Source organism: Candidatus Poriferisodalis sp. (assembly GCF_965214215.1).
In the GTDB taxonomy this organism is placed as follows: domain Bacteria; phylum Actinomycetota; class Acidimicrobiia; order Acidimicrobiales; family Poriferisodalaceae; genus Poriferisodalis.
The window spans coordinates 2,851,389-2,875,364 of the sequence record NZ_CBDCBD010000003.1 but is presented as its reverse complement, the minus strand read 5'-3'; the positions used below and the strand labels follow the sequence as shown (position 1 = coordinate 2,875,364).

22 protein-coding genes are annotated in these 23,976 nt (G+C 64.7%); 16 read left to right on the top strand and 6 right to left on the bottom strand.

The annotated features are described in order from the left end of the window. Positions 1–193 precede the first annotated feature (193 nt). The gene (locus ACOOF5_RS15195; protein ID WP_420440623.1) at positions 194–661 is read right to left on the bottom strand and encodes a hypothetical protein; all 468 of its coding nucleotides are present in this window, start codon (positions 659–661) and stop codon (positions 194–196) included. 242 nt (positions 662–903) lie between these two features. Here ACOOF5_RS15195 and ACOOF5_RS15190 point away from each other — a divergent pair, with 242 nt between their 5' ends. The 3 genes from ACOOF5_RS15190 (at position 904) to ACOOF5_RS15180 (ending at position 3,428) form a co-directional block, all read left to right on the top strand. Beyond that, positions 904–1,878, top strand: coding sequence for a DUF7065 domain-containing protein (locus ACOOF5_RS15190; RefSeq protein WP_420440621.1), 975 nt, complete (start codon positions 904–906; stop codon positions 1,876–1,878). Beyond that, positions 1,875–2,312 carry a hypothetical protein gene (locus ACOOF5_RS15185; protein ID WP_420440619.1) on the top strand — a complete coding sequence of 146 codons (438 nt, stop codon included), beginning with the start codon at positions 1,875–1,877 and terminating at the stop codon, positions 2,310–2,312. The genes ACOOF5_RS15190 and ACOOF5_RS15185 overlap by 4 nt, the downstream gene beginning before the upstream one ends. 81 nt (positions 2,313–2,393) lie before the next feature. Next, a complete protein-coding gene (locus tag ACOOF5_RS15180; protein ID WP_420440617.1) occupies positions 2,394–3,428 on the top strand; it encodes a phosphotransferase family protein in 1,035 nt (344 codons plus the stop codon). 141 nt (positions 3,429–3,569) lie between these two features. On the opposite strand, the gene ACOOF5_RS15175 is transcribed toward ACOOF5_RS15180, so the two are convergent. Continuing rightward, on the bottom strand, positions 3,570–4,565 hold the full coding sequence (locus ACOOF5_RS15175) for an LLM class flavin-dependent oxidoreductase (protein WP_420440615.1): 996 nt from the start codon (positions 4,563–4,565) through the stop codon (positions 3,570–3,572). Between the two features lie 181 nt (positions 4,566–4,746). Between ACOOF5_RS15175 and ACOOF5_RS15170 the strand changes: the two genes are divergently transcribed. The 3 genes from ACOOF5_RS15170 to ACOOF5_RS15160 all read left to right on the top strand — a co-directional run bounded on the left by ACOOF5_RS15170 (position 4,747) and on the right by ACOOF5_RS15160 (position 8,073). Further along, positions 4,747–6,318, top strand: a complete 1,572-nt coding sequence (locus ACOOF5_RS15170; RefSeq protein WP_420440613.1) for a pyridoxal-phosphate dependent enzyme — start codon at positions 4,747–4,749, stop codon at positions 6,316–6,318. A gap of 70 nt (positions 6,319–6,388) precedes the next feature. After that, positions 6,389–7,381: a transposase gene (locus tag ACOOF5_RS15165; protein WP_420440611.1), complete on the top strand. Its 993-nt coding sequence runs from the start codon at positions 6,389–6,391 to the stop codon at positions 7,379–7,381. Then, entirely contained in the window at positions 7,378–8,073 is a 696-nt protein-coding gene (locus ACOOF5_RS15160; protein WP_420440609.1) for a nucleotidyl transferase AbiEii/AbiGii toxin family protein, read from the top strand. The genes ACOOF5_RS15165 and ACOOF5_RS15160 overlap by 4 nt, the downstream gene beginning before the upstream one ends. 285 nt (positions 8,074–8,358) lie before the next feature. Here ACOOF5_RS15160 and ACOOF5_RS15155 read toward each other — a convergent pair whose 3' ends face one another. Further along, positions 8,359–9,729, bottom strand: a complete 1,371-nt coding sequence (locus ACOOF5_RS15155; protein ID WP_420440607.1) for an HNH endonuclease — start codon at positions 9,727–9,729, stop codon at positions 8,359–8,361. Positions 9,730–9,949: 220 nt separating this feature from the next. Between ACOOF5_RS15155 and ACOOF5_RS15150 the strand changes: the two genes are divergently transcribed. The 7 genes from ACOOF5_RS15150 to ACOOF5_RS15120 all read left to right on the top strand — a co-directional run bounded on the left by ACOOF5_RS15150 (position 9,950) and on the right by ACOOF5_RS15120 (position 13,382). Continuing rightward, complete coding sequence (locus tag ACOOF5_RS15150) at positions 9,950–10,180, top strand: hypothetical protein (protein WP_420440605.1); 231 nt, start codon at positions 9,950–9,952, stop codon at positions 10,178–10,180. 291 nt (positions 10,181–10,471) lie between these two features. Beyond that, positions 10,472–10,744, top strand: a complete 273-nt coding sequence (locus ACOOF5_RS15145; RefSeq protein WP_420440603.1) for a type II toxin-antitoxin system HicB family antitoxin — start codon at positions 10,472–10,474, stop codon at positions 10,742–10,744. A 239-nt stretch (positions 10,745–10,983) separates the two neighbouring features. Continuing rightward, positions 10,984–11,241 carry a type II toxin-antitoxin system Phd/YefM family antitoxin gene (locus tag ACOOF5_RS15140; RefSeq protein WP_420440601.1) on the top strand — a complete coding sequence of 86 codons (258 nt, stop codon included), beginning with the start codon at positions 10,984–10,986 and terminating at the stop codon, positions 11,239–11,241. Further along, entirely contained in the window at positions 11,238–11,660 is a 423-nt protein-coding gene (locus tag ACOOF5_RS15135) for a type II toxin-antitoxin system VapC family toxin (RefSeq protein WP_420440599.1), read from the top strand. Before ACOOF5_RS15140 ends, ACOOF5_RS15135 begins: the two co-directional genes overlap by 4 nt. A gap of 27 nt (positions 11,661–11,687) precedes the next feature. After that, on the top strand, positions 11,688–11,960 hold the full coding sequence (locus ACOOF5_RS15130) for a type II toxin-antitoxin system HicB family antitoxin (RefSeq protein WP_420440597.1): 273 nt from the start codon (positions 11,688–11,690) through the stop codon (positions 11,958–11,960). Between the two features lie 157 nt (positions 11,961–12,117). Further along, on the top strand, positions 12,118–12,870 hold the full coding sequence (locus ACOOF5_RS15125; protein WP_420440595.1) for a helix-turn-helix domain-containing protein: 753 nt from the start codon (positions 12,118–12,120) through the stop codon (positions 12,868–12,870). Then, entirely contained in the window at positions 12,867–13,382 is a 516-nt protein-coding gene (locus tag ACOOF5_RS15120; RefSeq protein ID WP_420440593.1) for an RES family NAD+ phosphorylase, read from the top strand. Before ACOOF5_RS15125 ends, ACOOF5_RS15120 begins: the two co-directional genes overlap by 4 nt. 374 nt (positions 13,383–13,756) lie before the next feature. Here ACOOF5_RS15120 and ACOOF5_RS15115 read toward each other — a convergent pair whose 3' ends face one another. The 3 genes from ACOOF5_RS15115 to ACOOF5_RS15105 all read right to left on the bottom strand — a co-directional run bounded on the left by ACOOF5_RS15115 (position 13,757) and on the right by ACOOF5_RS15105 (position 18,157). After that, positions 13,757–16,735: an RCC1 domain-containing protein gene (locus ACOOF5_RS15115; RefSeq protein ID WP_420440591.1), complete on the bottom strand. Its 2,979-nt coding sequence runs from the start codon at positions 16,733–16,735 to the stop codon at positions 13,757–13,759. A gap of 109 nt (positions 16,736–16,844) precedes the next feature. Beyond that, complete coding sequence (locus tag ACOOF5_RS15110) at positions 16,845–17,519, bottom strand: hypothetical protein (protein ID WP_420440589.1); 675 nt, start codon at positions 17,517–17,519, stop codon at positions 16,845–16,847. Positions 17,520–17,686: 167 nt separating this feature from the next. Then, entirely contained in the window at positions 17,687–18,157 is a 471-nt protein-coding gene (locus ACOOF5_RS15105; protein WP_420440587.1) for a hypothetical protein, read from the bottom strand. Between the two features lie 882 nt (positions 18,158–19,039). Between ACOOF5_RS15105 and ACOOF5_RS15100 the strand changes: the two genes are divergently transcribed. The 3 genes from ACOOF5_RS15100 (at position 19,040) to ACOOF5_RS15090 (ending at position 23,967) form a co-directional block, all read left to right on the top strand. After that, positions 19,040–20,326, top strand: a complete 1,287-nt coding sequence (locus ACOOF5_RS15100) for a Zn-dependent hydrolase (protein WP_420440585.1) — start codon at positions 19,040–19,042, stop codon at positions 20,324–20,326. Next, positions 20,323–21,249 carry an N-carbamoyl-D-amino-acid hydrolase gene (locus ACOOF5_RS15095; RefSeq protein ID WP_420440583.1) on the top strand — a complete coding sequence of 309 codons (927 nt, stop codon included), beginning with the start codon at positions 20,323–20,325 and terminating at the stop codon, positions 21,247–21,249. Before ACOOF5_RS15100 ends, ACOOF5_RS15095 begins: the two co-directional genes overlap by 4 nt. Before the next feature lie 81 nt (positions 21,250–21,330). Next, positions 21,331–23,967, top strand: a complete 2,637-nt coding sequence (locus tag ACOOF5_RS15090) for a molybdopterin cofactor-binding domain-containing protein (RefSeq protein WP_420440581.1) — start codon at positions 21,331–21,333, stop codon at positions 23,965–23,967. Positions 23,968–23,976 lie beyond the last annotated feature (9 nt).

Genomic DNA, 23,976 nt, shown 5'->3' with positions numbered 1-23,976 from the left:
TTGGTGCGCCCGCTGTGGCGGCGGCAGAACCCTCTGCTCCCGCGATCTAGCAGGCGAGAGATGTGTACCGCACCGCATTTCTCACCGACGTCATCGTCGCATCACGGTGCATCACCTCCGGAACCGATCGCAACGTCGCAGAGTCTCGTGCCGCCGCTACCGCTATGGCATCTGTGCCTGCCCGCTCGAGTGCTTACTGGCAGGTGCGTCGCTGCACGCGCACCGTCGGACGCTTGGTGGGCGGGGAGCTTCCGGTGCGGATCGGCACCGGGCGCCACGCTGTCTCGGTTGCACGCCGCCCCGAGGTGCGCAGCCGCTCGGTCGCGCAGGCTCGACGCGCTGGCAGTGCCTTCGCTCCGAGCAGATGGGATACGGCCACCAAGCCGTGGTGGAAGAAGCGGTCGTTCGCGTCGCTCCACGCGCCGTAAGCGTCGAGTTCAGCGCGCAGCTGGGCGAGTTCGGCGTCGACCCGTTCTTCGTACTCGTCGGCGCGCTGTTCGAGGCGCCGGAACTTGGCTTCAGTCTCGCGGACGAAACGGCGGTAGCTCCGAAGGAGAAGCAACTGCTTTCCGACAACGACCAGAAGAATGGTCGCCGTCCACGCGACGAATACCGGCACAGGAACGCCCACGGCGAGTAGCGGGACGGTCTCGGCGGTCATCGCGCGATGCCCGATGTGCGAGCCGGTGATGAGTCATGTCTGCGCCTTGTCATGAGCACACATCAACAGATTGTGACACTGAAAGCAATTGAATTTAGTTGAAAATACTTAAAAGAGATCCATGCAGGTGCCGTCCGAGTGCCCCTTAGCCGTGGGGATCGTGGGCACAGACCACCGAACCCCAGCCACGTGCGCCTCGCATGCGAAGTGCTGAACCGGCCGGCCGATCTACGCTTCGCCAGGTGAGTCAGCACCCCGGCAGCGTTCCCGTCTTCACGCCCGACGACGACGCCTTTCACGCGCATCTGAAGGGTGACGATTGGTGGTTCACCGAAACGGCCTGGTTCTCGTTCCATCACACAGAGCGGGCGCTCGGCGGCTGGCTCTACACGCTGGCGCGCCACAACATCGGCACGATCTCGGGCGGGGCTTGGGTGTGGGATGCAACGGCCCACCTGCCTTGGGAGGTTCCCTACAGCTCCAATCTGACCGCCCTGCGGCTGCCGCCAGAACTCGACCTGCGAGATGCGACCCTGCCCAACGGGGTCAGTGTCGAGGTCGAGACCCCCACGATGGCGTACCGGCTCGGTTACGACGACCCGGGCCGATTCGCCGCCGATCTGCGCTTCGAGGCGGTACTGCCGCCGCGGCCGCTGACGGCGGGAAGCTCGACGTTCGGCCATTCGGCGCACTTCGACCAGATCGGCAGAATCACCGGCGCTATCGAGCTGGCCGGTGAGTCGATCGACATTGATTGCTGGTCTATGCGCGACCGCACCTGGGGACGTCGACCCGAAGACCGTCCCCGTCAAGCCGCCTACGTCACCGGCGCCTGCGATGACGGGTCGGGTTTCCTGGCAGTCACGAACGCCCGCGACGGGCTGGACCGGGTCGCATACGGGTTCACCCAGCACGGCGACACTCAGGTCGGACTCGTGGACGGCGAGCGCACGGTCCGGCGCAGCCCCGAGGGCTGGATCTCCGAAATCCGCATCGACGCCGTCGACGCTGCCGGCGGATCCTTCGTGGCAACGGGCACGCCAGTTAGCCGGATCATCATCAACCGCCACAGCTTCATCGACATCAACAGCCTCATCCGCTGGGACGTGGACGGCGTGGGGACATGCTGGGGCGAGGACCAGGACATGTGGCCGGTTCGACGCTTCGCTGCTGCCAAGCGCAGCGGCGACTGGTCGATTCCCAGTTCGAGACCATGAGCCTCGACGACCACGAGCTGCTGTCGCGACTTGCAGACACCGTGCGCGCCCAGATAGCCCCTGCGGTCGAGGAGGAGTACGCCCGTACCCAGGCGTTCATGGCCTCGGTGATCCTGCAGCGCCTGGCAAGACAGGCACAATTCCAAGACGAACATCGTGCGGCCGAGATTGCCGACGTCACAGCGCTGGCTGATCGGCTCGATGCTGTGTTGACGACAGCCAGCACCTCAGACGGCGCCGTCGCATATGTCCCAGCCGATGTCGGCGACGCCGTCGCTCGCATGCGGGCTCAAGGGTCGATTGCGGCTGCGACGAAGGTCATCGACGCCCTCTACGGGTGGGGCCCTTCGGGTCCGGTGGCCGCAGCGGCGCTGGCCGCTATCCGGCATGCGCTGCGTCGAGACATCGATCGTCGTATGGACATCGCTCGGTGACCAACGCGGGGGAGCACCACAAAGTGTCCGACGTTCCAGATCCGACTGGCGTTCTCGGCGAGGACGGGGGAGCACCACACAGTGTTCGATGATCCTGATCTGACTGGCGTTCTCGGCGAGTATCTGCGCGATCGTCTCGGCGTCAGCGGCCCCGTCGACATCGTCACTCCTCAGCGCATTGCGGTGGGCTGGTCGCACGAGACGTGGCTGTTCGACGCCGTCTGGTCCGACGGCGCCGACGAGCAAAGCCAAGGCTTCTGCCTGCGACGCGACCCGGGCAACGCCCTGCTGCGACACGAATCCGACCTCGAAGAGCAATTCCGAGTATTGCGCTGCCTCGAGAACACCGACGTGCCCGCACCGCGGGCCTTCTGGTACGAGCCCGACCCAGCAGTTCTCGGCGCTCCCGCCATCGTGATGGAGCGAGTGGCCGGCGAGTGTCCGAGCCCGTGGCGCCGGGCGGGGCGCGAGTACTACGCCGCTGCGGCCGAACGCGGCGTGCTGCCGGCCAGCTTCACCGATGCGCTGGCTGCGGTGCATAACGTCGACTGGCACGCGGCAGGGCTCGGGTTTCTCGGCGTGCCCGGCGGCGGCAGCGACTTCGCGCTGCGCGAGATCGCCAAATGGCAGGCGCTCATCGACGACTCCGGGCATCGGGGCCATCCGATCCTCGCCGACCTGATCGGCTGGCTGAAGCACAACGCACCGCCGACGCAACAGCTCACCCTCGTGCACGGTGCGTTTCGGACCGGCAATGTCCTGATCCATGACGACCGGGTGTCTGCAGTGCTCGACTGGGAGCTGCAGGTCATCGGCGATCCCATGTACGACGTGGCCTATGTGCTCACTGAGCTGAACCGCGAGGGCACCGACCTGCTGTCGAATGTCGTGCCGCGGGAGCTGTTCATTGACCGCTACCAGCAGGCCACCGGCATCGAGATCGACCCCGAGCGCTGCGCCTACTTTCAGTTGCTCTACGCCATGCGCTCGGCGGCGTTCTGGATGAGCGCTGCGGGTCTGTACGCCGACGGCTCGAACAACGACCTGCGACTGGCACGCACGCACTGGTCGGTCACTGTGGCGCTTGAACGTGCTGCGACCGAGCTGGGCTACTAGGAACGTGGTCGGGAAGTCGCATTTTCGGCATATTCCACCCGCAAAACCGCAGGTCAGCGGCTTGTTGTTTCGGCCGGAACCCTCTTCCGACCAGACTCCTAGGCGACTCCGGGCAGTCTGCTGCGGCGAGCGGTTCCGGGCTCAGACAGCGAAGGCGTCGATCATCGCCTCGACGTCGCCCAGGGGATACAGGATCGGGCAGGTAGCGCCGTTGGCCAGGTAGCCGTCGACGGCCTCACGGGCCTCCGCGGGCGTGCCCGAGGCCGTCAGCATCTGCACGATGTCGTCGGGCACCAGCCGCGATGCTGCCTCGACCTGCTCAGCGGTCGCGGGCCAGGTCAGCGCCTTGCCGACCTCTTCCAGCAGCGAGTCGGGCACTCCGGAGGCCTTCATGATGTGCGGCTGCTGGCCGAGGTACTGGGTGACCATGTTGCGGGCCATGTCCAGTGCCGTCGCACGGTCCTCGTGCACCGAGCAGACCACCAGCTGGGGCCGGTCCAGGTCGTCCACGCTGCGCCCGACCGACGCGGCGCCCCGCTCGAGCGACTCCATCGCACGGCTGTTGTAGTCGGGCGAGACGAGATAGTTCAGCACGACGCCGTCAGCGATCTCGCCGCACAGCTCCATCATCTTCATGCCCGTGGCGCCGATGTAGATCGGCACGTCTTTGGGCCGTCGCTCCTGGTACACGTAGTCGAGCTCGACGTCGTCGAGATGGACGTGATCGCCGTGGAAGGTGACGTTCTCGTTGGCGAGCAGCGCCCGCACCACGGTGGTGACTTCGCGCATCGCGCCCAGCGGGCGGGCCCGGCTGATGCCGACCTTCGCGGCCAGCGGATCCCACCACGCGCCCAGACCGCAGATGATGCGGCCCGGTGCGAGGTCGTCGAGCGTCGAGAACATCGACGCCAGGCGAGCCGGGTTGCGAGACCAGATGTCGATCACGCCCGCGCCCACCTTGATGCGCGACGTGGTCGCCGCGAACGCTGCCATCGGCACGCTGGCTTCGCGCACCAGCCGCGAGTCGGCTTGCCAGACGGCCTCGAAGCCGCGTTCCTCGGCGTACTGGGTGAAGCTCATCGCCTCGGTGATCGTGTGAGCGTCCTGCAGGTACAGCGCATTTCGTGTCAATGTCATCGATCTGCCGCCATGTGTCTCAAGCCTCCCTTGCATTCCGCATCCGGCAACACCGGTTCGGTCCGATGCAGCATGTGGACTTGTCGCTCCGGCAAGCCACGCACTGTGGCCGCGCCGCAGGGTGCGCGGCCCGCCGCAGCGGGAATCGCGAACCGTTCGCGGAACATAGCCTCAGTTCCGTATGGACAACCACACCTCATCGCCCCAGACGGCCATCGCCGCGGGAGCGTTTCCCGCCAGCTACGCAGCTCAACTCGCCACCGAGGTCACTGACGCAGGCGGCCGCGCCCGTGTCGTCGAGCGCTTCCGGGAGCAGGGCATCCGTCTGCCCACCTTCGCCGAGCTCGCCGATCCGACGCTGATCGACCCCGATGTCGGCAGCGCGCTCGCTGATGTCGACCCAGACTTCGCCGACCCGCTCAACCTGTTCCGGGTGCATTGGTTCAACGATGGCAGGGGCGGACGCACAGAGGTCCCCGACCATGTCGTGCTGCCCAGCGAGCTGACGGGAACACCGGCCAAGGTCGTCGTGCTGTTCGGCAACCGCTTTCCGATGATCGGCGCGCACAAAGTGCTGGCTGCGTACTCGTGCCTTGCGCCACGGGTGGTCTGCGGCCAATTCGATCCGACACGCCATCGGGCAGTGTGGCCCTCGACTGGCAACTACGCCCGTGGCGGCGTGGCCATCAGCCGGATCATGGCATGCCGCGGGGTGGCCGTGCTGCCCGAGAACATGAGCCGCGAGCGCTTCGAATGGCTGGAGCGCTGGATCGCGGAGCCTGCCGATGTGATTCGCACGCCGGGCTCGGAGAGCAACGTCAAGGAGATCTACGACGCCTGCGCCGAGCTGTCGCAGGATCCGGCGAACTTCATCTTGAATCAGTTCAGCGAGTTCTCGAATCACATCGGGCACTACGAGGTGACCGGCGCCGCGCTCATGTCGGTGTTCGAGCACCTGCGGCAGGAATCGCCCCAGGGCAGCGACCTGAACCTGGCAGCGTTCGTCGCTGCCAGCGGATCGGCCGGCACGCTCGGCGCCGGCGACCGGTTGAAAGATGAGCACAACGCTCGGATCGTCGCCGTCGAAGCGCTGGAGTGCCCGACCATGCTCTACAACGGCTACGGCGAGCACAACATCCAGGGCATCGGCGACAAGCACATCCCCCTCATTCACAACGTCATGAACACCGATGTCATCGTCGGGGTCAGCGACCATGCGACCGACGGGCTCGGGCTCGTTTTCAACACCGAAGCGGGCCGTGATGCGCTGCGCGAGCACCTCGGAGCGGCGTCGTGGGTGCTCGACCACCTCGGGCACTTCGGCTACTCGTCGATCTGCAACACGCTGGCGGCTGCCCGGACCGCGAATGAGCTGGGGCTCGGGCCTGACGACGTGGTCATGACCGTGGCGACGGACGGGTTCGAGATGTATTTCTCCGAGCGTGAGCGCCACCTTGCGGAGCGCCATGGGGGCCGCTTCGACGCAGGCGCGGCCCGCGGCATCATCGAGCGCTACTTGGCAGCCGATGTTCGCAGCGATGACGCTCCCCACATCGAGGTGCTGTCTGACCGGGGCCGCGACCGGATATTCAACCTCGGCTACTACACGTGGGTCGAGCAGCAAGGCGTTCCGCTGGAAGACTTCGAGGCCCGCCGCGACCAAGGCTTCTGGGACTCGCTGCGAGGCCTGCCCCGCCTGTGGGACGAGATGATCAACGAGCTCAACGACGAGGTCTCCGCCACCGTCGTGTGAGCCGCATTGACGGCTCTGGCTTTGGTTCGCATTGGAAAGAAAACAGCCCGCAGGCGGGTACCCTGTGCTTATGCAGGTGATGGAGCAGGCGAACGCAGAGCAGCTCCTGATTTCGGTCAGATGGCCCGACGAGCCAGCATGTCCTTCCTGCGGAAGTAGCGCCCGCCTCGTCTTGGGTGTCAACGGTGATCGTGAGTGGAGCACTTGGCGGTGTGTCGGCTGCCGCAAGCGGTTCACGGTCACGACCGGCACGGAGATCCACTCGACGAAGCTGGCGCCCTCGGACTGGCTGGCTGCAGCCAGACTCCCGGACCCGACACCGGCAATCATCGTCGAGGCGATCGGTGTGTCGCGTGTCACCGCGCGCAAGATGTCCTCGGTCATGTCGCCGGTGAAGGACCTCGAGCTGTTTGAAAGGTTGGGGCATCTGCTGCGAGACCGGTGCCGGCGAGCCTCTGGCCCGGGCGACCCGTGGCTGGTCGAGCATCTGCCAGCCACGCTCCGCGCAGACGACAACCCGCTTGCGTCGTCGCGCAATGGAACGAAGAGCGTGCTGAACGCGTTGAGGGCACGACCGTTCGGCGCTACTGCAGCGAAAGTCGCCGAGCTCGCGGACGTCTCCTATTCGCAGGCGTCGCGATGCCTTGCCGAACTCGAGCGTCGCGGCTGGGCGGAGCGAACCAAGACGGCAATCCAGCGCGGATACGAACTGCGGCGTGCGACTCTGTGGGCGCTGTCCTGGTCGGACAACTGCATGGAGGCGCTCGCATATCTGCGAGATAGGCCGATCCGCCGTGCGAGTGAGGCAGCGGATCGTGTGCCGCAGCGTTTCTGGCGGCTCTTCTGGTCGGGTGCCTCCGCTGACACGCTGCGAATCTCCCAGCACGGCCTGCACATCGCGGAGACCCTGCTCGGCGGGCGAGACGTGTGCGCCAGGGCGTGGGCGATCTCGGCGCTGCCGACGAGCGTGCTGGGGGAGTGCCGCACGCTGCGAGGGTTCGACACCGGATCGACCGCCGAGATGCTCGACGCCGAGCTGGCTCGACGCTCAGTCGCGACATGAGCGAGCTCGACGATCTGGCCGACGTCTTGCCGGCGCATCTGCGCAGCGTGTGGCCGCACGTCGCAGACTGCGCCAACAGAGTCGGGGGAGTGCTGATGGGCGGAACCGCCGTCGCCATCCACCTGCGGCACAGAATCTCAGAAGATCTCGACGTCATCACGCTGGAGGACTTCTCCGGGAAAGCGCAGGAGAAGCGGCTGCGTGCAGCGGCAAGTGTCGTAGACATCGAAGAGGTGTCCAGCAACATGTTCCATGGCTTCGTCGACGGGGTGAGGGTCGACATCTTCCGGGCGCTGCCGACCAACGAAGTGCAGCCATCCGACATGCGGTGGGTCGCTCCCCCCACCGAGGTCGCAGGGATGAACGTCGGCTCGATCCCGGACCTGATGGCCGCCAAGCTCGATGTCATCAGGCTGCGCCCCAAGCTGCGTGACTACTTGGACCTCGCTGCGATGGATCAATCCGGCGCATGCAGCCTTGAGGCAGGTCTCGGCTATTACTGCCGACGTTTTGGGTACAGCCACCCGCCCCATGTGCTCGAAGAGATAACGCGATTGCTTGACAAGCCGGGCAAGCTGCCCGCTGACCCTGACTACGAGGACCGCAGCGCGGATGCGCTGGACTACCTGCGAGGGCGGGCACCCGACCTGCGTGACCGAATCGCCGAAATGCGCGATATCGCTGACATCTGAGACCACGTCCACCGACGACCAAAACCGCTGCGGAACCGCCGTAATTCACCACAGAGTCCTGTGTTGCGTCTGACTTCGCCGCGGAGTTTTGGTTGACAAATGGTCCATGTCTGGTTGCGTTCCCGCTGATGTGTGAAGGAGCTTCAGATGACGACCAGCGAGGGTCGGCGTCGGCCCAAGTGGCTGTCTGCGGAGACGAAATGAGAGATCAACTTGCAGGTCACCAGCGGGGCGATCACCCAGGCCGACGCCGCGCGTCAGAGGTGGGGGTTGCCCCCAGGTGGTTCAGGTGGGTGGTGCTCGGGGTGCGGTCTGGGTGCCGGGGCTGTTCGTCGAAGCGCCCGGGGCGGTCTTCGACTGGCGTGATGGTGCTCGGGTTGGCTTGTCGGCGGGCGACGGGCCATGGCCGCTGTTCGGCGGCTGGTCCGGCGGTTGGTCTGTCGGCTCGCTTGGCGGCTGGTCTGTCGGCTCGCTCGGCGGCTGGTCTGTCGGCTCGGTTGGCGGTTGGAGGCCGTAGCGGCTGTTCTCGGTGTCCCATTGGGCGGTGAAGCCTTGTTGGTGAATCTTGACGTTGTGACAATCGACGCAGGCGGTGACGAGGTTGGCGTAGTCGGTGGGTCCGCCGTGTTTCCAGTGGTCGATGTGGTGGTACTGGCATCTCTCAGGAGCGATGCCACAGCCGACACAGCCCTTGTCGCGCAACGCCAGCGCGGCGCGTTGGAGATCGGTGGCGGTGCGGCGGCTGCGTCCCATCCGCAGATCGCCGGTGGCGGCTTCGAAGACGGCCGGCAGCACCTCGGCGTCGACAGCGATCTGGGCGATCTCGCCGATCGGAATCGGGGTGCCGTCGGCGAGACGGCCGTCGGTGAGCTGGTGGTTGACTGTGTCGTAGTCGGCGACGACGATCAGCGACGCGCCGGTTGGGCGTTTGGCGTCGGGATCGCAGATGAGCTCGGTGACGGCGTCGGCCATCCGCTGGGCGGGTGTGCGCCGTGCTGCGGGGTCTTCGTTTCGGAACAGGCGCCGCTCGGCGGCGGCGATCACCGTTCCCAGCCGGGCGCCGGCGACAGGGTCGACGCAGAGATTCAGCACGGTCATGCCGTCACCGGAGCGGGTGAAGAGCTTGGCGGTGCGCGCCTTGCGCTGGCGTTCCAGCACCGAAGCGCCGTCGTCGCGGTTGATGTCGGCCACATGACGCGCAATGGTGCGACGGAACTCGTCATAGCCCTCACAGCCTGCCCGTTCGGCCAGGTACTCGTCGTCGATCGCAGCGCCGCCCGCGGCACGGGCGATCAGCTGCGCGTGACCCACCGGCACAGTGCCCGCCGAGAGCCCTTGGCGGGTCGCGTCCAGCTCGCCGAGCCGTACTGCGTCTCTCACTTCGCCGCGTGCCCGACGGCCCGAGACCGCCATCGCGTCCACAGCAGCATGCGCAGCAGCACCGTCGCCGTTGCGGCGCGTGATCTCGCTCAGCGTGTCCGCTTTCATCGCCGCCAGACCGGACTCAGCACGAGCGATCTCACCCAGCCGAGCCTGCAAGCTCTCACCGCACAGCGCGGCGACGTCCACCGCATCCACACGCACCCCGCCCGATCCGCACGGGCCGATCGCGCCGCCGTTCACTGCTCTCGACCCGCTGCCGCCGTCGCTGTCCATGGGAACAACCGTATGTGAGGGGTGTGACAGACTCGGTGGCGTCGCGGCAACCTGTGTCGCCGCGGTACTCGGGGCGATAGGAGTGTCGCCGTCGCCGTCGCTGTCCATGGGAACAACCGTATGTGAGGGGTGTGACAGACTCGGTGGCGTCGCGGCAACCTGTGTCGCCGCGGCACTCGGGGCGATAGGAGTGTCACCGTCGCCATCACCGCCGCTGTTCATGAGTACAACCGTACGGCAGGGGTGTGACAGTCATGTTGTTGGGGTCAGCAGTTCGGGCCTGGGTCCGATCTGCAAGTCCACCTGCTGTCTGGCGATCGTGGGCGTCAGCGACCATGCGACCGGCGGGCTTGGGCTCGTGTTCAACACCGACACAGGCCGTGATGCGCTGCGTGGGCACCTCCGGGCGTCGTCGTGGGTGCTCGACCGCCTCGGGCACTTCGGCTACTAGTCGATCTGCAACACGCTGGCGGCTGCCCGTGCCGCGAACGAGCTGGGTCTCGGGCCCGACGACGCGGTCATGACCGTCGCCACCGACCGGTTCGAGAGGTATTTCTCCGAGTGCGACCGGCATCACACGGATCGCCATGGGGGCCGCTTCGACGAAGTCGCGGCCACCTTCGTGTGAAGCGGTCAGTCTGTAGCGGGACCTCTCCGTCGAGAGCGGTATGGTGCGCGCAGGTACCATGACCGTGGACTGGGAGACGCCACAGTGGCAGTGACTTCCTCAAATCTTCCCGGGGTGAAATCAGACGGTCTCTCGCTGGACCTTTGGATTTCAGCTGCTCTGGCCTCATCGGCGAATGAAGCGGTATTCGGCGATGCTGACCCCGAGCAGTTCGAAGGATGGTGGACGGAGATTCCGGGCTGTCAAGGTGTATGGGGGTTCGGCGAGACACCTGATCAATCGCGGCGGATGCTCGCAGAAGCGCTTGAGGACTGGGTGCGAATGGAGATCGACGCCGGGCGCGCCGTCCCCGTCTATTGCCGGTTGCGTGTCGAAGCGGCCCGGTGAGCCGGCGTCTCGGGCCGGCGTCGCGTCGCCAGTTCGGTGTGCATGGTGCTGTCGGCGGCGCTGAGTTCTCGGCTGCAAGACTTTGGAAGCTCGAGATCAGTCGCCATATCTGAACTCTAGACATCCGAAATCAAGACGCTGCAAATCCGGATGTCACGGCAGCGAGGGCACTCAGGTCGCCTGACGGTGCCGCCATTATATGGCGATAAGTCTAGGTCAGAAAGCACTACAATGGCCCTATGGAAGCAGGCGTACGTGAACTGCGAGACCATCTCAGCAGGTATTTGGCGGCGGTGCGAGAAGGGGCCGAGGTGGTAGTCACCGACCACGGCAAGGCGTTTGCACGCCTGATACCGCTGGCGGGTCCCCGCGCCATCGATCGGCTGATCGACGAAGGGCTAGTGACTCCGGCGACCGTACGGCGCAGGCCGGCGGCGACGGCGGAGGTCGTGGCGACGGCGCCAGTCAGCGAGCTGGTGGCCGAACAGCGAAGGTGATCGCGTACTTCGACACCTCTGCTTTCGTCCCGCTGATCATCAACGAGCCTTCGTCCGCGCACTGTGTGAGACTGTGGAACGAGGCGACCCGGGCCGTGAGCGTGCGCCTCATGTATGCAGAAGTGCGAGCGGCACTCGCTATGGCGCAGCGGCTGGGTCGACTCAGTCGGTCACAGCATGGGATCGCTGTCGGGCAACTCGACGCGCTGACTCCTGGGTTCGACTGGGTCGAGGTCACCGACCATCTGGTGCGCGTCGCCGGTGAATTGGCTGAGGAGCACCATCTCCGGGGCTATGACGCAGTCCATCTCGCCGCGGCTTGCTCGGTCGCCGACAGCGACACCGTATTCGTCAGCGGCGACCGGCAACTGCTCAGCGCCGCTGCCCGTGTGGGACTCGCGGTCGCAAGCACCCATTGAACTTGCCCTTCCTCGAATCTTCCCGGGGTGAAATCAGACGGTCTCTCGCTGGACCTTTGGATTTCAGCTGCTCTGGCCTCATCGGCGAATGAAGCGGTATTCGGCGATGCTGACCCCGAGCAGTTCGAAGGATGGTGGACGGAGATTCCGGGTTGTCAAGGTGTATGGGGGTTCGGCGAGACACCTGATCAATCGCGGCGGATGCTTGCAGAAGCGCTTGAGGACTGGGTGCGAATGGAGATCGACGCCGGGCGCGCCGTCCCCGTCTATTGCGGGTTGCGTGTCGAAGCGGCCCGGTGAGCCGGCGTCTCGGGCCGGCAGCAGGCCGCGGGCTTCGAAGTTGGTGTAGTTGTTGAATCCGGCGGCTTTGCGGCGCAGGTTGCTGATGCGTGCCGGCGCGCTCGAACTCCACGCTGCAACCATTCATATTGCTGTTCAGTTGCGTTAGGCTGGCTCTGTGGACAGCCTGCTCGACGGTGACTTGGATGACGCTGCCAGGCAAGCAGCGCGGGCAATTCCCGATGTCGTTGCAGCCCTGGACTCTCTGATGCCGATGCTCGGCGAATATGCCAGTTCTGCGATTCTGCGGCGGTACCGCTACAACGTCGAATCCGCAGCCTCGGCGCTGGTCGAGTCGCCTGCGTACTCCTCAGCTGCTTCGCTCTCGCCGGCCGCAGTGTTCGCGCTGCTGCGTCCCGTGTTCGTGCATCTGCCGTGGATTGCGCCCTCGAATGACGGGATCGGCGCCATCACCGTGCTTGTCGACAGAGTGCGCGGGCTGGCAGGCGGTCTGCCTCATCGGTGTGTGCGAGCGCGCCTCGACGTCGACGAGCACTACCTGGCGTGGTTCTTCAAAGCCATGGGCGACATCGAGTTCGAACACAGAAGTGCCACGCCTCTGCGCAGGGCGATGACCACGCTGGACCTGTCGAGCGGCGCTTTCGCTGACCTCATGGGGGTCACCCGTCAAGCTGTCGACAAGTGGCTCGTCGGCGGGCCGCCACCCCAGCGGCTGCCCAAGATCGGCACGATCGTCGAGATAGCGGACATTCTTCGATATCGGCTGCGCGAGGGCATGCCCCCGATCGTCGCCCGCCGAAGCGCCGCTGCTTACGGGGACCGCACGATGCTCGAATTGATCGCTGCCGACGAACACCAATGGCTGCTCCGCGACATCGAGAAGATGTTCGACTACGCCACCACAGCATGAGCATCGTTACCACGAGCATCGGCGGCCGTTACCTGCGTGTCGTGGATTGGCACTGGCACGATCCGCTCGATGCGTCACACTCGGCGAGACCGCCAGGCGGCAGATGGAATCCGCCGGGACTGCAGTGCCTGTATCTCAGCGCAGACATGGACACCGCACGGGCGAACGCGCTGAGACGTTTTGACGGCCGGCCGGTCAACATTCACGACATCGACCCGGCGAGCGCCCCGCACCTCGTCGAGATCGAAGTCGCCGTAGGCACAGCACTCGACGCGTTCACCGATGAAGGACTCGTCGCTGCAGGCTTGCCGTCGAGCTACCCGATCGGGCCCGACGACCGCATCGTGCCGCACTCCCAATGCCAGCCCATCGGGCGCCAGGCACACGACAGAGGGCTCAACGGAATCGACAGCCGATCCGCGGCAGCCGGAGGGACGCATGAACTCGCTTGGTTCCCCGGACTCGGCACAGCGCGTTTGATCTCACGCATACCAAAGAGCGAATGGTTGTAGTCACACGCCAGCGACATTCAACAAACCTTGGGAGCGGCTTACCCGTTGTCGCCACTGCCGCCGGACAACCTCAGCGCATCTTTCTGGGAAGCATCGAGCGCCTTGGCGTCGGCTCTCGTCGTCATACTGATCTTCCCCATGCCGTCGGACACATCGAAAGTCGTCGTAGTAATACTGTGCTCGTTCATTAGATCGAACACAAGCTCATGCATGGCAGTGGACGGCAATCAGCCGCGACGCCTACACTCAACTCGCTCGCAACCACCGATAGAGACTGCCCAGCTCCGACGAGTGGCCTTCAGTCCAGGTTCTTCACTTCTCACTTTCTTCGACTCCTAAGGGTGGGGCCACAAATACTACGACGTACTCGAACGTTATGGACCGACGGTCGCTGAATCGAACAAACCTGGCGGCGCATCGCTCTGTCCAGACAAGTCGTTGCCCCAGCAGGTTACGGTGTTGTTGATGCGTAACCCGCACGCATGACCAGAGCCGACGGCAACTGAGGTGAACGAACCCGATGGTGGAGCTTCGCTCTCCAGGTATCCCCTGGCACGCCAGCAAACCACGGTGCCGTTGGCGCGTAACCCGCACGAATTATCGGAGTTGGTGGCTAGGGAAACTGAGGTGAACGAACCCGACGGAGGATCGACGCCCCAGCCCCAGCAGATCAAGGTGTTGTCGCTGCGTATTCCGCACGATCGGGCGCTGCTAGCGGAAACTGAAATGAACGAACCCGACGGTGCATCGCTCTGCCCGTAATCATTGGTACCCCAGCAGGCCACGGTGCTATCGCTGCGTACGCCGCACGAATGGCTGTAGCCAGCGGAAACTGAAATGAACGAACCCGACGGTGCATCTCTCTGCCCCGAGCGGTGCTCCCCAAAGCTTTTCCAGTTCCAGCCCCAACAGGTCACGGTGCCGTCGCTGCGTATCCCGCACGAATGGCCGCCGCCAGCAGAAACTGAGGTGAACGAACCCGACGGTGCGTCGATCTTCCCCGAGAGAAACCGCCCTACCAAATTGCTGCCCCAACAGGTCGCGGCGCCGTCGCTGCGTATCCCGCACGAATGTTCGTAGCCCGTGGAAACTGAGGTGAACGAACCCGACGGTGCATCGCTCTGGCCGTATTCGTTGGTACCCCAGCAGATCACGGTGCTGTCGTTGCGTATCCCGCACGAATTACCCCTTCCGGCGGATATTGTTTGACGGGTTGTACCTGCTCGAGTGGCCTGTCCTGATGTGGTCTGTGTTGATACCGTCCAATATTCTTCTGGGGTTATGAATGTGTCGGTTATGCGGTATCCGAGGCGGACGATATCGACGAACGCCGCTAGATCGGTGAAACCTTGAAAAATGTTGTGAATGTCTACGTCTGCTGACGCGAGTGCGGAGTCAGTAAAGTTGTTTTGGCTCGTAAAGCAGTCGACGATGTATTGCCCGATCGACGACAGCCATTCGTGCCGTGGTGTACCTATCAAAGCCGGAACGCCCGCCAATGTACATTCCAGATATGGGCTCAAGACTTCAAGAACTTCATAGTTCTTGAGGAATGGCAGTTCGAATTGTTCCAGTACAGAATAGACGATGTCCGGGAGCGTGAGCACGACGATGTCCCGGCTCGGGGGCACGATGGTTCGTTGCTCGGTTTGGAAGGTCAATGAATGGGTGCCTGGGTTTCGCGGTCGATGAAGATCGATGTGTCTTGTCTGCAACGGCAGAAAGAAGACGCGGGTGTCGTTCTCGAGCCATCTCCCAAAAGTTTCTCCGACGACCAAATCGGCGAGCGAGGAATTCGAAGACTTGTTCGACGACCATGCGATGTCGCCCGTCGGATAGACGAAGCGACTGATATTTCGATTGTTGGCGGTCTTCATTTGCACGTCGTCGCCGGTCGCTTCATAACAGAGACGGATGGAAGCCGAGTTGCTGTGCTCGTCGGGATCATCAGCGTGAGTAAGCCATGCGGGCATCGGACTGGCGCATTTGGGTGCGTCCACTTTGACGCCGATGAACTCGCCGAATGTTTGGTTGACAGTAGAGCCTATGCTGGTGACAGTTTGGCCTACAGCAGAACCTGCATTGGTGATCCAGCCCCAAGGAGGGCTCCATTTATCGAGGTGCGCCGTCAGCCGACCGTTGATGATGTCGAAATCAGCATCTTGGGCTCGCCAACGCTGTTCTTGTTCATTCCAGCGCACCAACACGAGTACTGCCTGTTGGAATTCGTTGAGCTCGCTGACGTCCCAGACCACAGTGATCGGTTTGTTGATCGGCCCGGTGTGGTCGACCTCGATTAAGTCGCCGCCGATGAGGTGCCCGACCTGTCCGAGAGGCGCACGGATCAGCACGCTGGAGTCGTCATCGAACGTGCCCGGCGGCACCGTGACCTTCACCGTGCCGCCGGCAAGTGTGGCGCCTGTCGCACCGACATCGGCACGTGCGACGACTTCCTGACCTGAAGGTGGCATGTTATTCAAAGATGGCCGAGCTGTCTCGAGTGCCACGGTACCCACTGCTCGGGCAGTTTCCCAGCGGTCGGAACCTGCAACCCGCCGAAAAGACAGCGGCACCTTTGCCTGCACAACAGCGCTCGCACCGCCAACGACGTAGCCTAGGCCGGTCGCGGCGTTCAGACGCTCGGACTGAGCTGACGGCATCGCCGCAGCGCGGTGCCCGGCCAGCACGATGCATGACCCGCTGCCCGAATCGACAGCGTCAAGCACGCCCGCAAGTGTGACGGCGCTATAGATGTCGGACTGCGCCGCCACGTCGGACGCGACGACAATAGGCGTCGCTCCCCGGCAACTATCCGGTGTCGGCAACGCCGGTCTGTCAGAGGTGCCTGAAGTCCCGTGACCGCTGCCGTGCGGAAACGCCGCTGCGGCGGGCTGTTCCCCTCGTGCCAACCGATAAGCAGCTATGCCGATGTTTCGGGCTGTGGCCCACCGACTAGCGCCAGCGATCCTCGTGAACCCCCGCGGTGCCTTTTGGCTGCTGACCGCGGCGACGCCGCCCACCACATAGCCGGAGCTACGCGCCGTCTTCAGGCGGGCGAGCTGTGCCGCGGGCATCGAGCCGTCGCGGGGCCCGGCAAGGACGATGCAGGCGGTGCTGCCGGCGGACACGGCTTCGAGCACCCCTGCAAGCGTCACCGAACTGTAGATATCGGACTGCGCTGCAGCATCCGACGCAACCACGATGGGCGTCGCATTAGCACAATCGTCGAGCGGCGGCAACAGCGCCGAACTCTGCGCCGCCGCGGGAGATGCCCCAATAGGCACAGCCACAGCGGCAGCACATAACGCCAGCACCGTGACTGCCCTGACGAACTGCGACGCGTATCGCACCATTCTCCCATGTCTTCGCGCTGATGACCGATACCGGTCGCCCACGAATTTCACCCTCTCGTGAGTCGTCTTGCCGCCAGATCCGGGGGTGCTGCGGGGGAAGGATTTCTCCTCAGCACGCATTTTCGGCTACGTCTTGGGTCCCGCGTGCTATGTCGCTCAGCACGCTTGCTGTGTCATCTTCGGGCGTGGTGTACGACGCCACCTTCGCATCAGCAGCTTCATCTGCCTCAAGAGACTTGCCGCCCCATTCGACAACGAGGTCGATGCCCTGGGCGCACGCTCCGGCTTGCCCGAAATCGCCGCACGCCGCCCACGCCCATGTCGACTCCGATCTGCCCCTCGCAATCCCCAGCGAACTGTACGCGTCGGCGCGTGCCTCGTAAGCATCAGCCAAGCGGCCCGACGGTTCATCGCCGCTAAGACTTGCCCGAGCTGCCGAGACATCACCGGGTGACTCGTTCCAGCCGCGCACGGCGTTCGCCCACTCTGCTTGGGCTTCGGCGAGATCCTCTGCGGCCTCGCCCCACACCTCGAGTGCTGCGGAGCAGGCAGCCTCGCTGCCAGTTCGATCGCGGCCAGATCGGACTTCCAGGTCGCAGGCCACGGCTGTCACCAGTCTCCGTCGACCCGCTTCAATTGATGCCTCCTCGTATCGTTGACGCAAGTCTTCGACTCTTTCGGGCGAGGCGTCGTCTTCGATGGCGGCATCCAACTTGCGATCCGCCACCATCTCCGCATTTTCGAGGGCAACAGTCTCGCGAATACCCTCAGCACAGGCATCCACCGAATCACTCCCACAGCCCGCCAACAACGACCCGCCCAACAATAGGACGATCATTCCAACGACAACCCTTGAAGTTCTGAACATCACCGCCGTTCGCCAGCGATGTGACTTGGCTCCGATCTCGCTGCCTGAGGAGGTGTCACTCGGCGCAAATAATGCATTCATTGTCAATCCTCGTTTCTGACGAGTGGCTGGACGTCACCTAGGAAATCGTTCAGGGAAACTGCGACACAGCCCAGCAACATCAGATTGGGAACAAACCACGCAACCGAGGCCACTTGAATACATTCAAGATACTCGGACCAACTATCCGGAAAGCTCTTCTCGGTCAGAAACACTAGCAGGAATAGGCCGTACGCTACCGATCCGAGCACCATGTGCAAGTCAACGCGGTCTCGAAACACAGTAGAAATGTTTCGCGCACAGGACAGCAGGTCGTCGCATAACCGTCTATCTTCCTGTTCTGCTTGGGACCGCTGCTCGCCAACTCTAATGGTCAGGTTGGTGAGCTTTTGGCGTGCCCAAGCCTGGTAGCCGATTGTGGCTATGGTGAAGGTGCCGAGTAGAGTTGCGAGGGTCCCTGGTTTAGGCAACCGCAGTTCAACACCGAAGGCCCAGAGTGCAGGAACGGCAATCACGAAGAGCAGCGGGAATGCGATCGCACGCCAATAGTCACATAGGCTTGAGTTGTCGCGTTTTGGTCGGTAAGGAAAGAACAGTGCCTTTGGTCGAAAACGAAACGAACACTTCCCTGACATAGGTACCGGCTCCGAACAATGGATATAGGGTGGGAATATTGGCTGTGCCAAAATTGCCCGCTCATTTGGTTTCAATATGGCCGATGCATTGGGGCCAATTTGCGCGACTATTGGGCCTCGGTTGTGTCGCGCGAGTTCCATATGTTTCCTCAAGCAACATAAGGTGGCGTTGATGCTGGCTATACGGCGTGCAGTTGCGAAAGTGGCATATCCGAGGCCTGTGTTGCGTTCGGTAATGATGATCTTCGGTGGCTGGAGTTGCTTGGGAAATTGGCTGCTGGCGATCCGTGGCAGTCGCCGTTCAGCAAATGGATACTGCGGCCGAGCGACGTGATCTACGGCACGGCAATATCCACGTATGAAGGCGACCGTCCGATCCTGATCTCGACAGGTCGGTGCGCGGTAAGCGCGCCCGCAGGGCAAACCGATCGGGATGTGAACAGGTTCTGGAGTGCCGCCGGCACTGGCAGTGAGGAGGCCGCGGCCTCCCTGACCGTCAGCTACTCCTTGCGGGGGGGGGGGGGGTTATTGCGCCCGTCATGCATGGAGGCATAGTCGAACCTTCGGCCCATCTTGGGGATCGTGGCTGAGGATCCAGTCTCGCCAACACGGGGATGCAGCTTAGCTGTGGTTCGGGTCCGTTGCTTCGTATTCGGCGGCAGGCTGGCGACGCGCGCGACTGACGCGGCGAAGGCTGATGCCTCGGTGACTGCGGGTCGGGTGGAGTGCGGCGTAAGTGGGCGGCGGTGCGAGAATGAGGCCATGAGCGGATCGGTCGGGCGGACACCGCAGATTGACGGCGAGCGTTTGATGCGGCGTCTCGACGAGCTGGCGCAGATCGGTGCCATCGAGGGAACGCACGGCAACTGCCGGCTGGCGCTCACCGACGAAGATCGCGCCGGGCGAGACTTGGTCTGCACCTGGATGGCCGATCTGGGGCTCGACATCACGATCGACGGGCTCGGCAACGTCGTGGCCTGCACTGAGGCTGGGCGAGTCGCGGACTCGGTGATGATGGGCAGCCACATCGACACTGTCGCCACCGGCGGGCGTTACGACGGCAACCTCGGCGTGCTGGCCGGCCTCGAAGTGATCGAGTCGGTGCTGTCGGGCGGCGGGATGCCCACGCGCCCGTTGTCGGTGGGGTACTTCACCGACGAGGAAGGGAGCCGGTTCGCGCCCGACATGCTGGGCAGCCTCGCCTATGTGGGGGGCATTGCACTCGAAGAAGCGCTGGAGATCACCGACCGCGACGGCATCGCTGTCGGCGACGAGCTGGACCGCATCGGCTATCGCGGCTCGGCGCCCGTGCCAGGCGCAGTGCCCTACGCCTTCATGGAACTGCACATCGAGCAGGGCCCAGTCCTCGAGTTCCACGAAACGCAGATCGGTGTGGTCGAAGGCGTGCAGGGAATCTCGTGGACCGAAGTCACGCTGCGCGGCCAATCGAACCACGCCGGCACCACGCCCATGCCGCTGCGGCGCGACGCAGGGCTCGCTGCGTGCCGCATCGCAAACGAGGTGCGCGAGCTGGCGCACAACATCGGCGACTCGCAGGTCGGCACGGTGGGCGCGATCTCGCTCGTGCCGAATCTGGTGAACGTCATCGCCGGCTTGGCGACGATGACTGTGGACCTGCGCAACACCTCCGAGGCGATGCTGCAACATGCCGAGTCGCGGCTCGACGAGATCGTGTCTCGTAATGCCGAAACGGAGCACCTCGACGTATCCATGCGACGCACGGCCCGCTTCGAGCCCGTCGAGTTCCACCCAGCGGTCATCGACCTCGTCGAGACATGCGCTGCCGAGGCCGGGCTGACGCATCGCCGCATGCCGTCGGGCGCAGGCCATGACGCGCAGATGCTGGCCCGGGTGTGCCCGACCGCCATGATCTTCGTGCCCAGCTTCGACGGCGTGAGCCACAACCCAGCCGAATACACCGCACCGCACGACATCGAAGCGGGAGCGAACCTGCTCGCCGACGTGGTGTGGCGTCTCGCCAACGGCGAAATCGACAGCGAGATCGGCGAGATCGGGGCGACGACATGAGACCGCTCACCGTCGGCGCAGCGCAGCTCGGGCCGATCGCCCGCTATGAGACCCGCGCCAGCGTGGTCAAGCGCCTGATCGCGTTGCTGCGCCAAGGCGCCGAGCGGGGCTGCGAGGTGGTCGTGTTCCCCGAGCTGGCGCTCACCACCTTCTTTCCCCGCTGGTACTTCCCCGACGACTCGCCCGAACTGCTCGCGTACTTCGAGACTGAGATGCCCTCCGCGCAGACACAGCCGCTGTTCGACGAAGCCAAGCGTCTCGGCATCGCCTTCCACCTGGGCTACGCCGAGCTGACGCCAGACGGCCACCGCTACAACACCGCGATCCTCGTTGACTGCGACGGCACACTCGTGGCCAAATACCGCAAGGTGCACATTCCCGGGCACGAAGAACACGAGCCGCAGCGCCCCTTCCAGCACCTCGAACGCCGCTACTTCGAGGAGTCCGCCGAAGGCTTCAGCGTGTGGCGGGCATTCGGCGGCGTCATGGGCATCGCCCTGTGCAACGACAGGCGCTGGCCCGAGACCTACCGCGTCATGGGCCTCCAAGGCGTCGAGATGATCTTCATCGGCTACAACACACCGCTGCACTACGCACCCGACCCGATCCAGGATCCGTTGCAGGCATTCCACAACCACCTCGTCATGCAGGCCGGCGCCTATCAGAACGGCACCTGGGTGGTCGGCGTGGCCAAGGGCGGAACCGAGGAAGGCGTGGAGTCGCTGGCGCACTCGGCGGTGATCGCTCCGTCGGGCCAGATCGTTGCTCAGGCCGTCACCGACGGCGACGAGCTCATCACCGCCCGATGCGACCTGGACTGGTGCTCGCAGTACAAGGACACGCTGTTCAACTTCAGCCGCTACCGCCGACCCGAGACCTACCAGCTGATCGGCCAGCAAAAGGGCGTCACCCCGCCGCCGTGAGCAGTGGTGCGAATGAACGCCGGGCGGTGCGACAATGGCCGACGGGGAAGGGACAATGGGGTCCCGGAGACGAGGTTGGCAATGGCGACAGACAATCCGGCGACGGGGTTCGTGCTGAACGGCTCGCCGGTCACGGTCGACAGCGAACATGAGCATCTGCTGGCAGCACTGCGAGACGAGCTGGGGATCATCTCGCCGAAGGACGGGTGCGCGCCCTCGGGCCAGTGCGGCTGCTGCACGGTGCTGGTGGACGGCAAGGCCCGGGTGGCATGCCAGACGAGCCTCGAACGCTCGGCGGGCACCGAGATCACCACCGTCGAGGGCTTCGACGAAGCCGAGCTGGACGCCATGGCGAGCACATTTGCGGCCCACGGTGCCCTGCAGTGCGGATTTTGCACTCCCGGCATCGTGGTGCGGCTGAAGGCTCTGCTGGACCGCAAGGGCTCGGCATTGACACGTGAGGAAGCCAGCCGCCACCTCGGCGGGCATCTGTGCCGCTGCACCGGGTACACGAAGATCCTCGATGCGGTGGAATCGCTGGCGGCGGGAGAAGTGCCGGTGGCGCTGCCGCCCAAAGGCATCGGCAGCTCGGGCGTCCGCTACGAGGCCCGCGAGCTCACGCTGGGCAGCCGCCCCTACATCGACGACATCGTGATCGACTCGTCGGTCAGCGGCGTTGCAGCCCCGTACGGCATGCTGCACGGCGCATTGCGGTTCGCCGACCACGCCCGTGCCGACGTGCTGTCGATCGACACCAGCGCAGCGGAGGCCACAGAAGGCGTGCAAGCCGTGTTCACCGCCGCCGACATCCCCGGAGTGCTGCGGGTGGGCCTCATCCACAAGGACTGGCCGGTGATGATCCCGGTCGGCGGGCGCACGTCGTACCTCGGCGACGTGCTCGCCGTCGTCGTCGCCGACAGCCGGCCCGCTGCTCGGCGTGCAGCGGAGTTGATCGAGGTGTCCTACGACGTCCTCGAACCCATGACCGACCCGGTGCGTGTGAAGGACAGCGACATCGACGCTGTGTGGGAGCTCGACGGCAACATCCTGTCGCGCTCGACCTATTCCCGCGGCGACATCGACGCGGCACTGGCTGGCTCAGCCCACGTCGTCACCGAGACCTTCCAGACTCAGCGCATCGAGCACGCGTATCTCGAGCCCGAGTCGACGCTTGCCGTGCCGACCCCTGCAAACGGGGTCGCCGCCGGGCTGCACGTCTACACCGGCGGGCAGGGCATCTGGGACGACCGCAACGACATTGCCGCAGTGCTTGCGCTGGACCCGTCAGTGGTCACCACCGAGCTGGTCTCCAACGGGGGCGCGTTCGGCGGCAAAGAGGACATGTCGAACCAGGCCCACGCGGCGCTGGCGGCGTGGCTGACCGGCCGCCCGGTGCGGATCACGCTGTCGCGTGAAGAGTCGTTGCTCATGCACCCCAAGCGGCACCCCATCCGCATGACCTACGAAGTCGGCTGCGACGTCGACGGCAAGCTCACCGCTGTGCGGGCGCGCATGTTCGGCGATTCGGGCCCGTACGCGTCAGTGGGCATGAAAGTGCTGGAACGCTCGGCGGGCCATGCCACCGGGCCATACCTGGTGCCTGCGGTGGACGTCGAGTCGGTTGCCGTGCGCACCAACAACCCGGTGTGCGGCGCCTTCCGAGGCTTCGGCGCCAATCAGGCGCAGTTCGCCATGGAAGGCGTCATGGACCGGCTGGCCGAAGCGGTGGGCATCAGCGGTTTCGAGATGCGCCAGCGCAACGTGGTGGTGCCCGGGGGAGTGTGGGGACCGGGCCAGATCATGGACGACGGCTGCCTCGGGGCCCAGGCCTGCCTCGACGCCGTGCGCGAGCCCTACGAAGCGGCCCGCGCCGCCGGCAAGCCCGTCGGGATCGGTCTGGGACTGAAGAACTCCGGCCTCGGCAACGGCTTCAAGGAGATCGCCAAAGCTGTCGTGCGCTTCTGTGACGACGGCACTGTGGAGGTGCGCCACTGCTGGACCGAGATGGGCCAAGGCGTGCACACCGTCGCGCTGCAGGTTGCCGTGGAGGAACTCGGCGTCGATCCCGAAGCGGTGCGAGTGATCGTGGACTCCACACGCGAGCTCGGTGCGGGCCAGACCACCGGCAGCCGAGGCACCCTCATGGGCGCAGGCGCGGTGGCCGATGCGTGCCGCGCTGCTCTGGCCGACGGCTGCAAGCCCGAGGTCGACTACGAAGGCGAGTACCGGGTCGACTGGACCAACTCGCTGTCGGAGGGCTTGGAGCACCCAGTCATCCACTCCACGTTCGGCTACGCCGCCCAGGTTGTCATTCTCGATCCCGACTCAGGCGACGTAGAGAAGGTCGTCGCAGCGCACGACGTCGGCCGGGCCGTGAACCCTGTGCTGTGCGAAGGCCAGATCGAAGGCAGCGTGCACATGGGGCTCGGCTATGCGCTGAGCGAGGGCTTCCCTGCTGACGCCGATGGTCGGCCGCTCAATTCCACGCTGCGCAGCCTCGCCATCATCCGGCCCAAGGACATGCCCGAGGTCGAAGTGATCCTGGTGGAGTCGCCCCAGCCAGGCGCTCCTTACGGCATCAAAGGCGTCGGCGAGATCGGGCTCGTGCCGACAGCGGGAGCGGTCGCAGCGGCCCTGCGGGAGTACGAAGGCGAATGGCACAACGAGCTGCCGATGCGCAACCCCTCGAACCGCGAGCGCGCCGATGCCTGGGTCTAGCTGGGTATA

Bases quoted from the DNA above. Each gene is read 5' to 3' on its own strand.
- ACOOF5_RS15115 (WP_420440591.1), bottom strand. From the start codon at position 16,735: ATGGTGCGATACGCGTCGCAGTTCGTCAGGGCAGTCACGGTGCTGGCG.
- ACOOF5_RS15140 (WP_420440601.1), top strand. From the start codon at position 10,984: ATGGAAGCAGGCGTACGTGAACTGCGAGACCATCTCAGCAGGTATTTG.
- ACOOF5_RS15090 (WP_420440581.1), top strand. From the start codon at position 21,331: ATGGCGACAGACAATCCGGCGACGGGGTTCGTGCTGAACGGCTCGCCG.
- ACOOF5_RS15195 (WP_420440623.1), bottom strand. From the start codon at position 661: ATGACCGCCGAGACCGTCCCGCTACTCGCCGTGGGCGTTCCTGTGCCG.
- ACOOF5_RS15100 (WP_420440585.1), top strand. From the start codon at position 19,040: ATGAGCGGATCGGTCGGGCGGACACCGCAGATTGACGGCGAGCGTTTG.
- ACOOF5_RS15150 (WP_420440605.1), top strand. From the start codon at position 9,950: ATGAGTACAACCGTACGGCAGGGGTGTGACAGTCATGTTGTTGGGGTC.
- ACOOF5_RS15160 (WP_420440609.1), top strand. From the start codon at position 7,378: ATGAGCGAGCTCGACGATCTGGCCGACGTCTTGCCGGCGCATCTGCGC.
- ACOOF5_RS15175 (WP_420440615.1), bottom strand. From the start codon at position 4,565: ATGACATTGACACGAAATGCGCTGTACCTGCAGGACGCTCACACGATC.
- ACOOF5_RS15165 (WP_420440611.1), top strand. From the start codon at position 6,389: ATGCAGGTGATGGAGCAGGCGAACGCAGAGCAGCTCCTGATTTCGGTC.
- ACOOF5_RS15185 (WP_420440619.1), top strand. From the start codon at position 1,875: ATGAGCCTCGACGACCACGAGCTGCTGTCGCGACTTGCAGACACCGTG.
- ACOOF5_RS15170 (WP_420440613.1), top strand. From the start codon at position 4,747: ATGGACAACCACACCTCATCGCCCCAGACGGCCATCGCCGCGGGAGCG.
- ACOOF5_RS15120 (WP_420440593.1), top strand. From the start codon at position 12,867: ATGAGCATCGTTACCACGAGCATCGGCGGCCGTTACCTGCGTGTCGTG.
- ACOOF5_RS15155 (WP_420440607.1), bottom strand. From the start codon at position 9,729: ATGGACAGCGACGGCGGCAGCGGGTCGAGAGCAGTGAACGGCGGCGCG.
- ACOOF5_RS15095 (WP_420440583.1), top strand. From the start codon at position 20,323: ATGAGACCGCTCACCGTCGGCGCAGCGCAGCTCGGGCCGATCGCCCGC.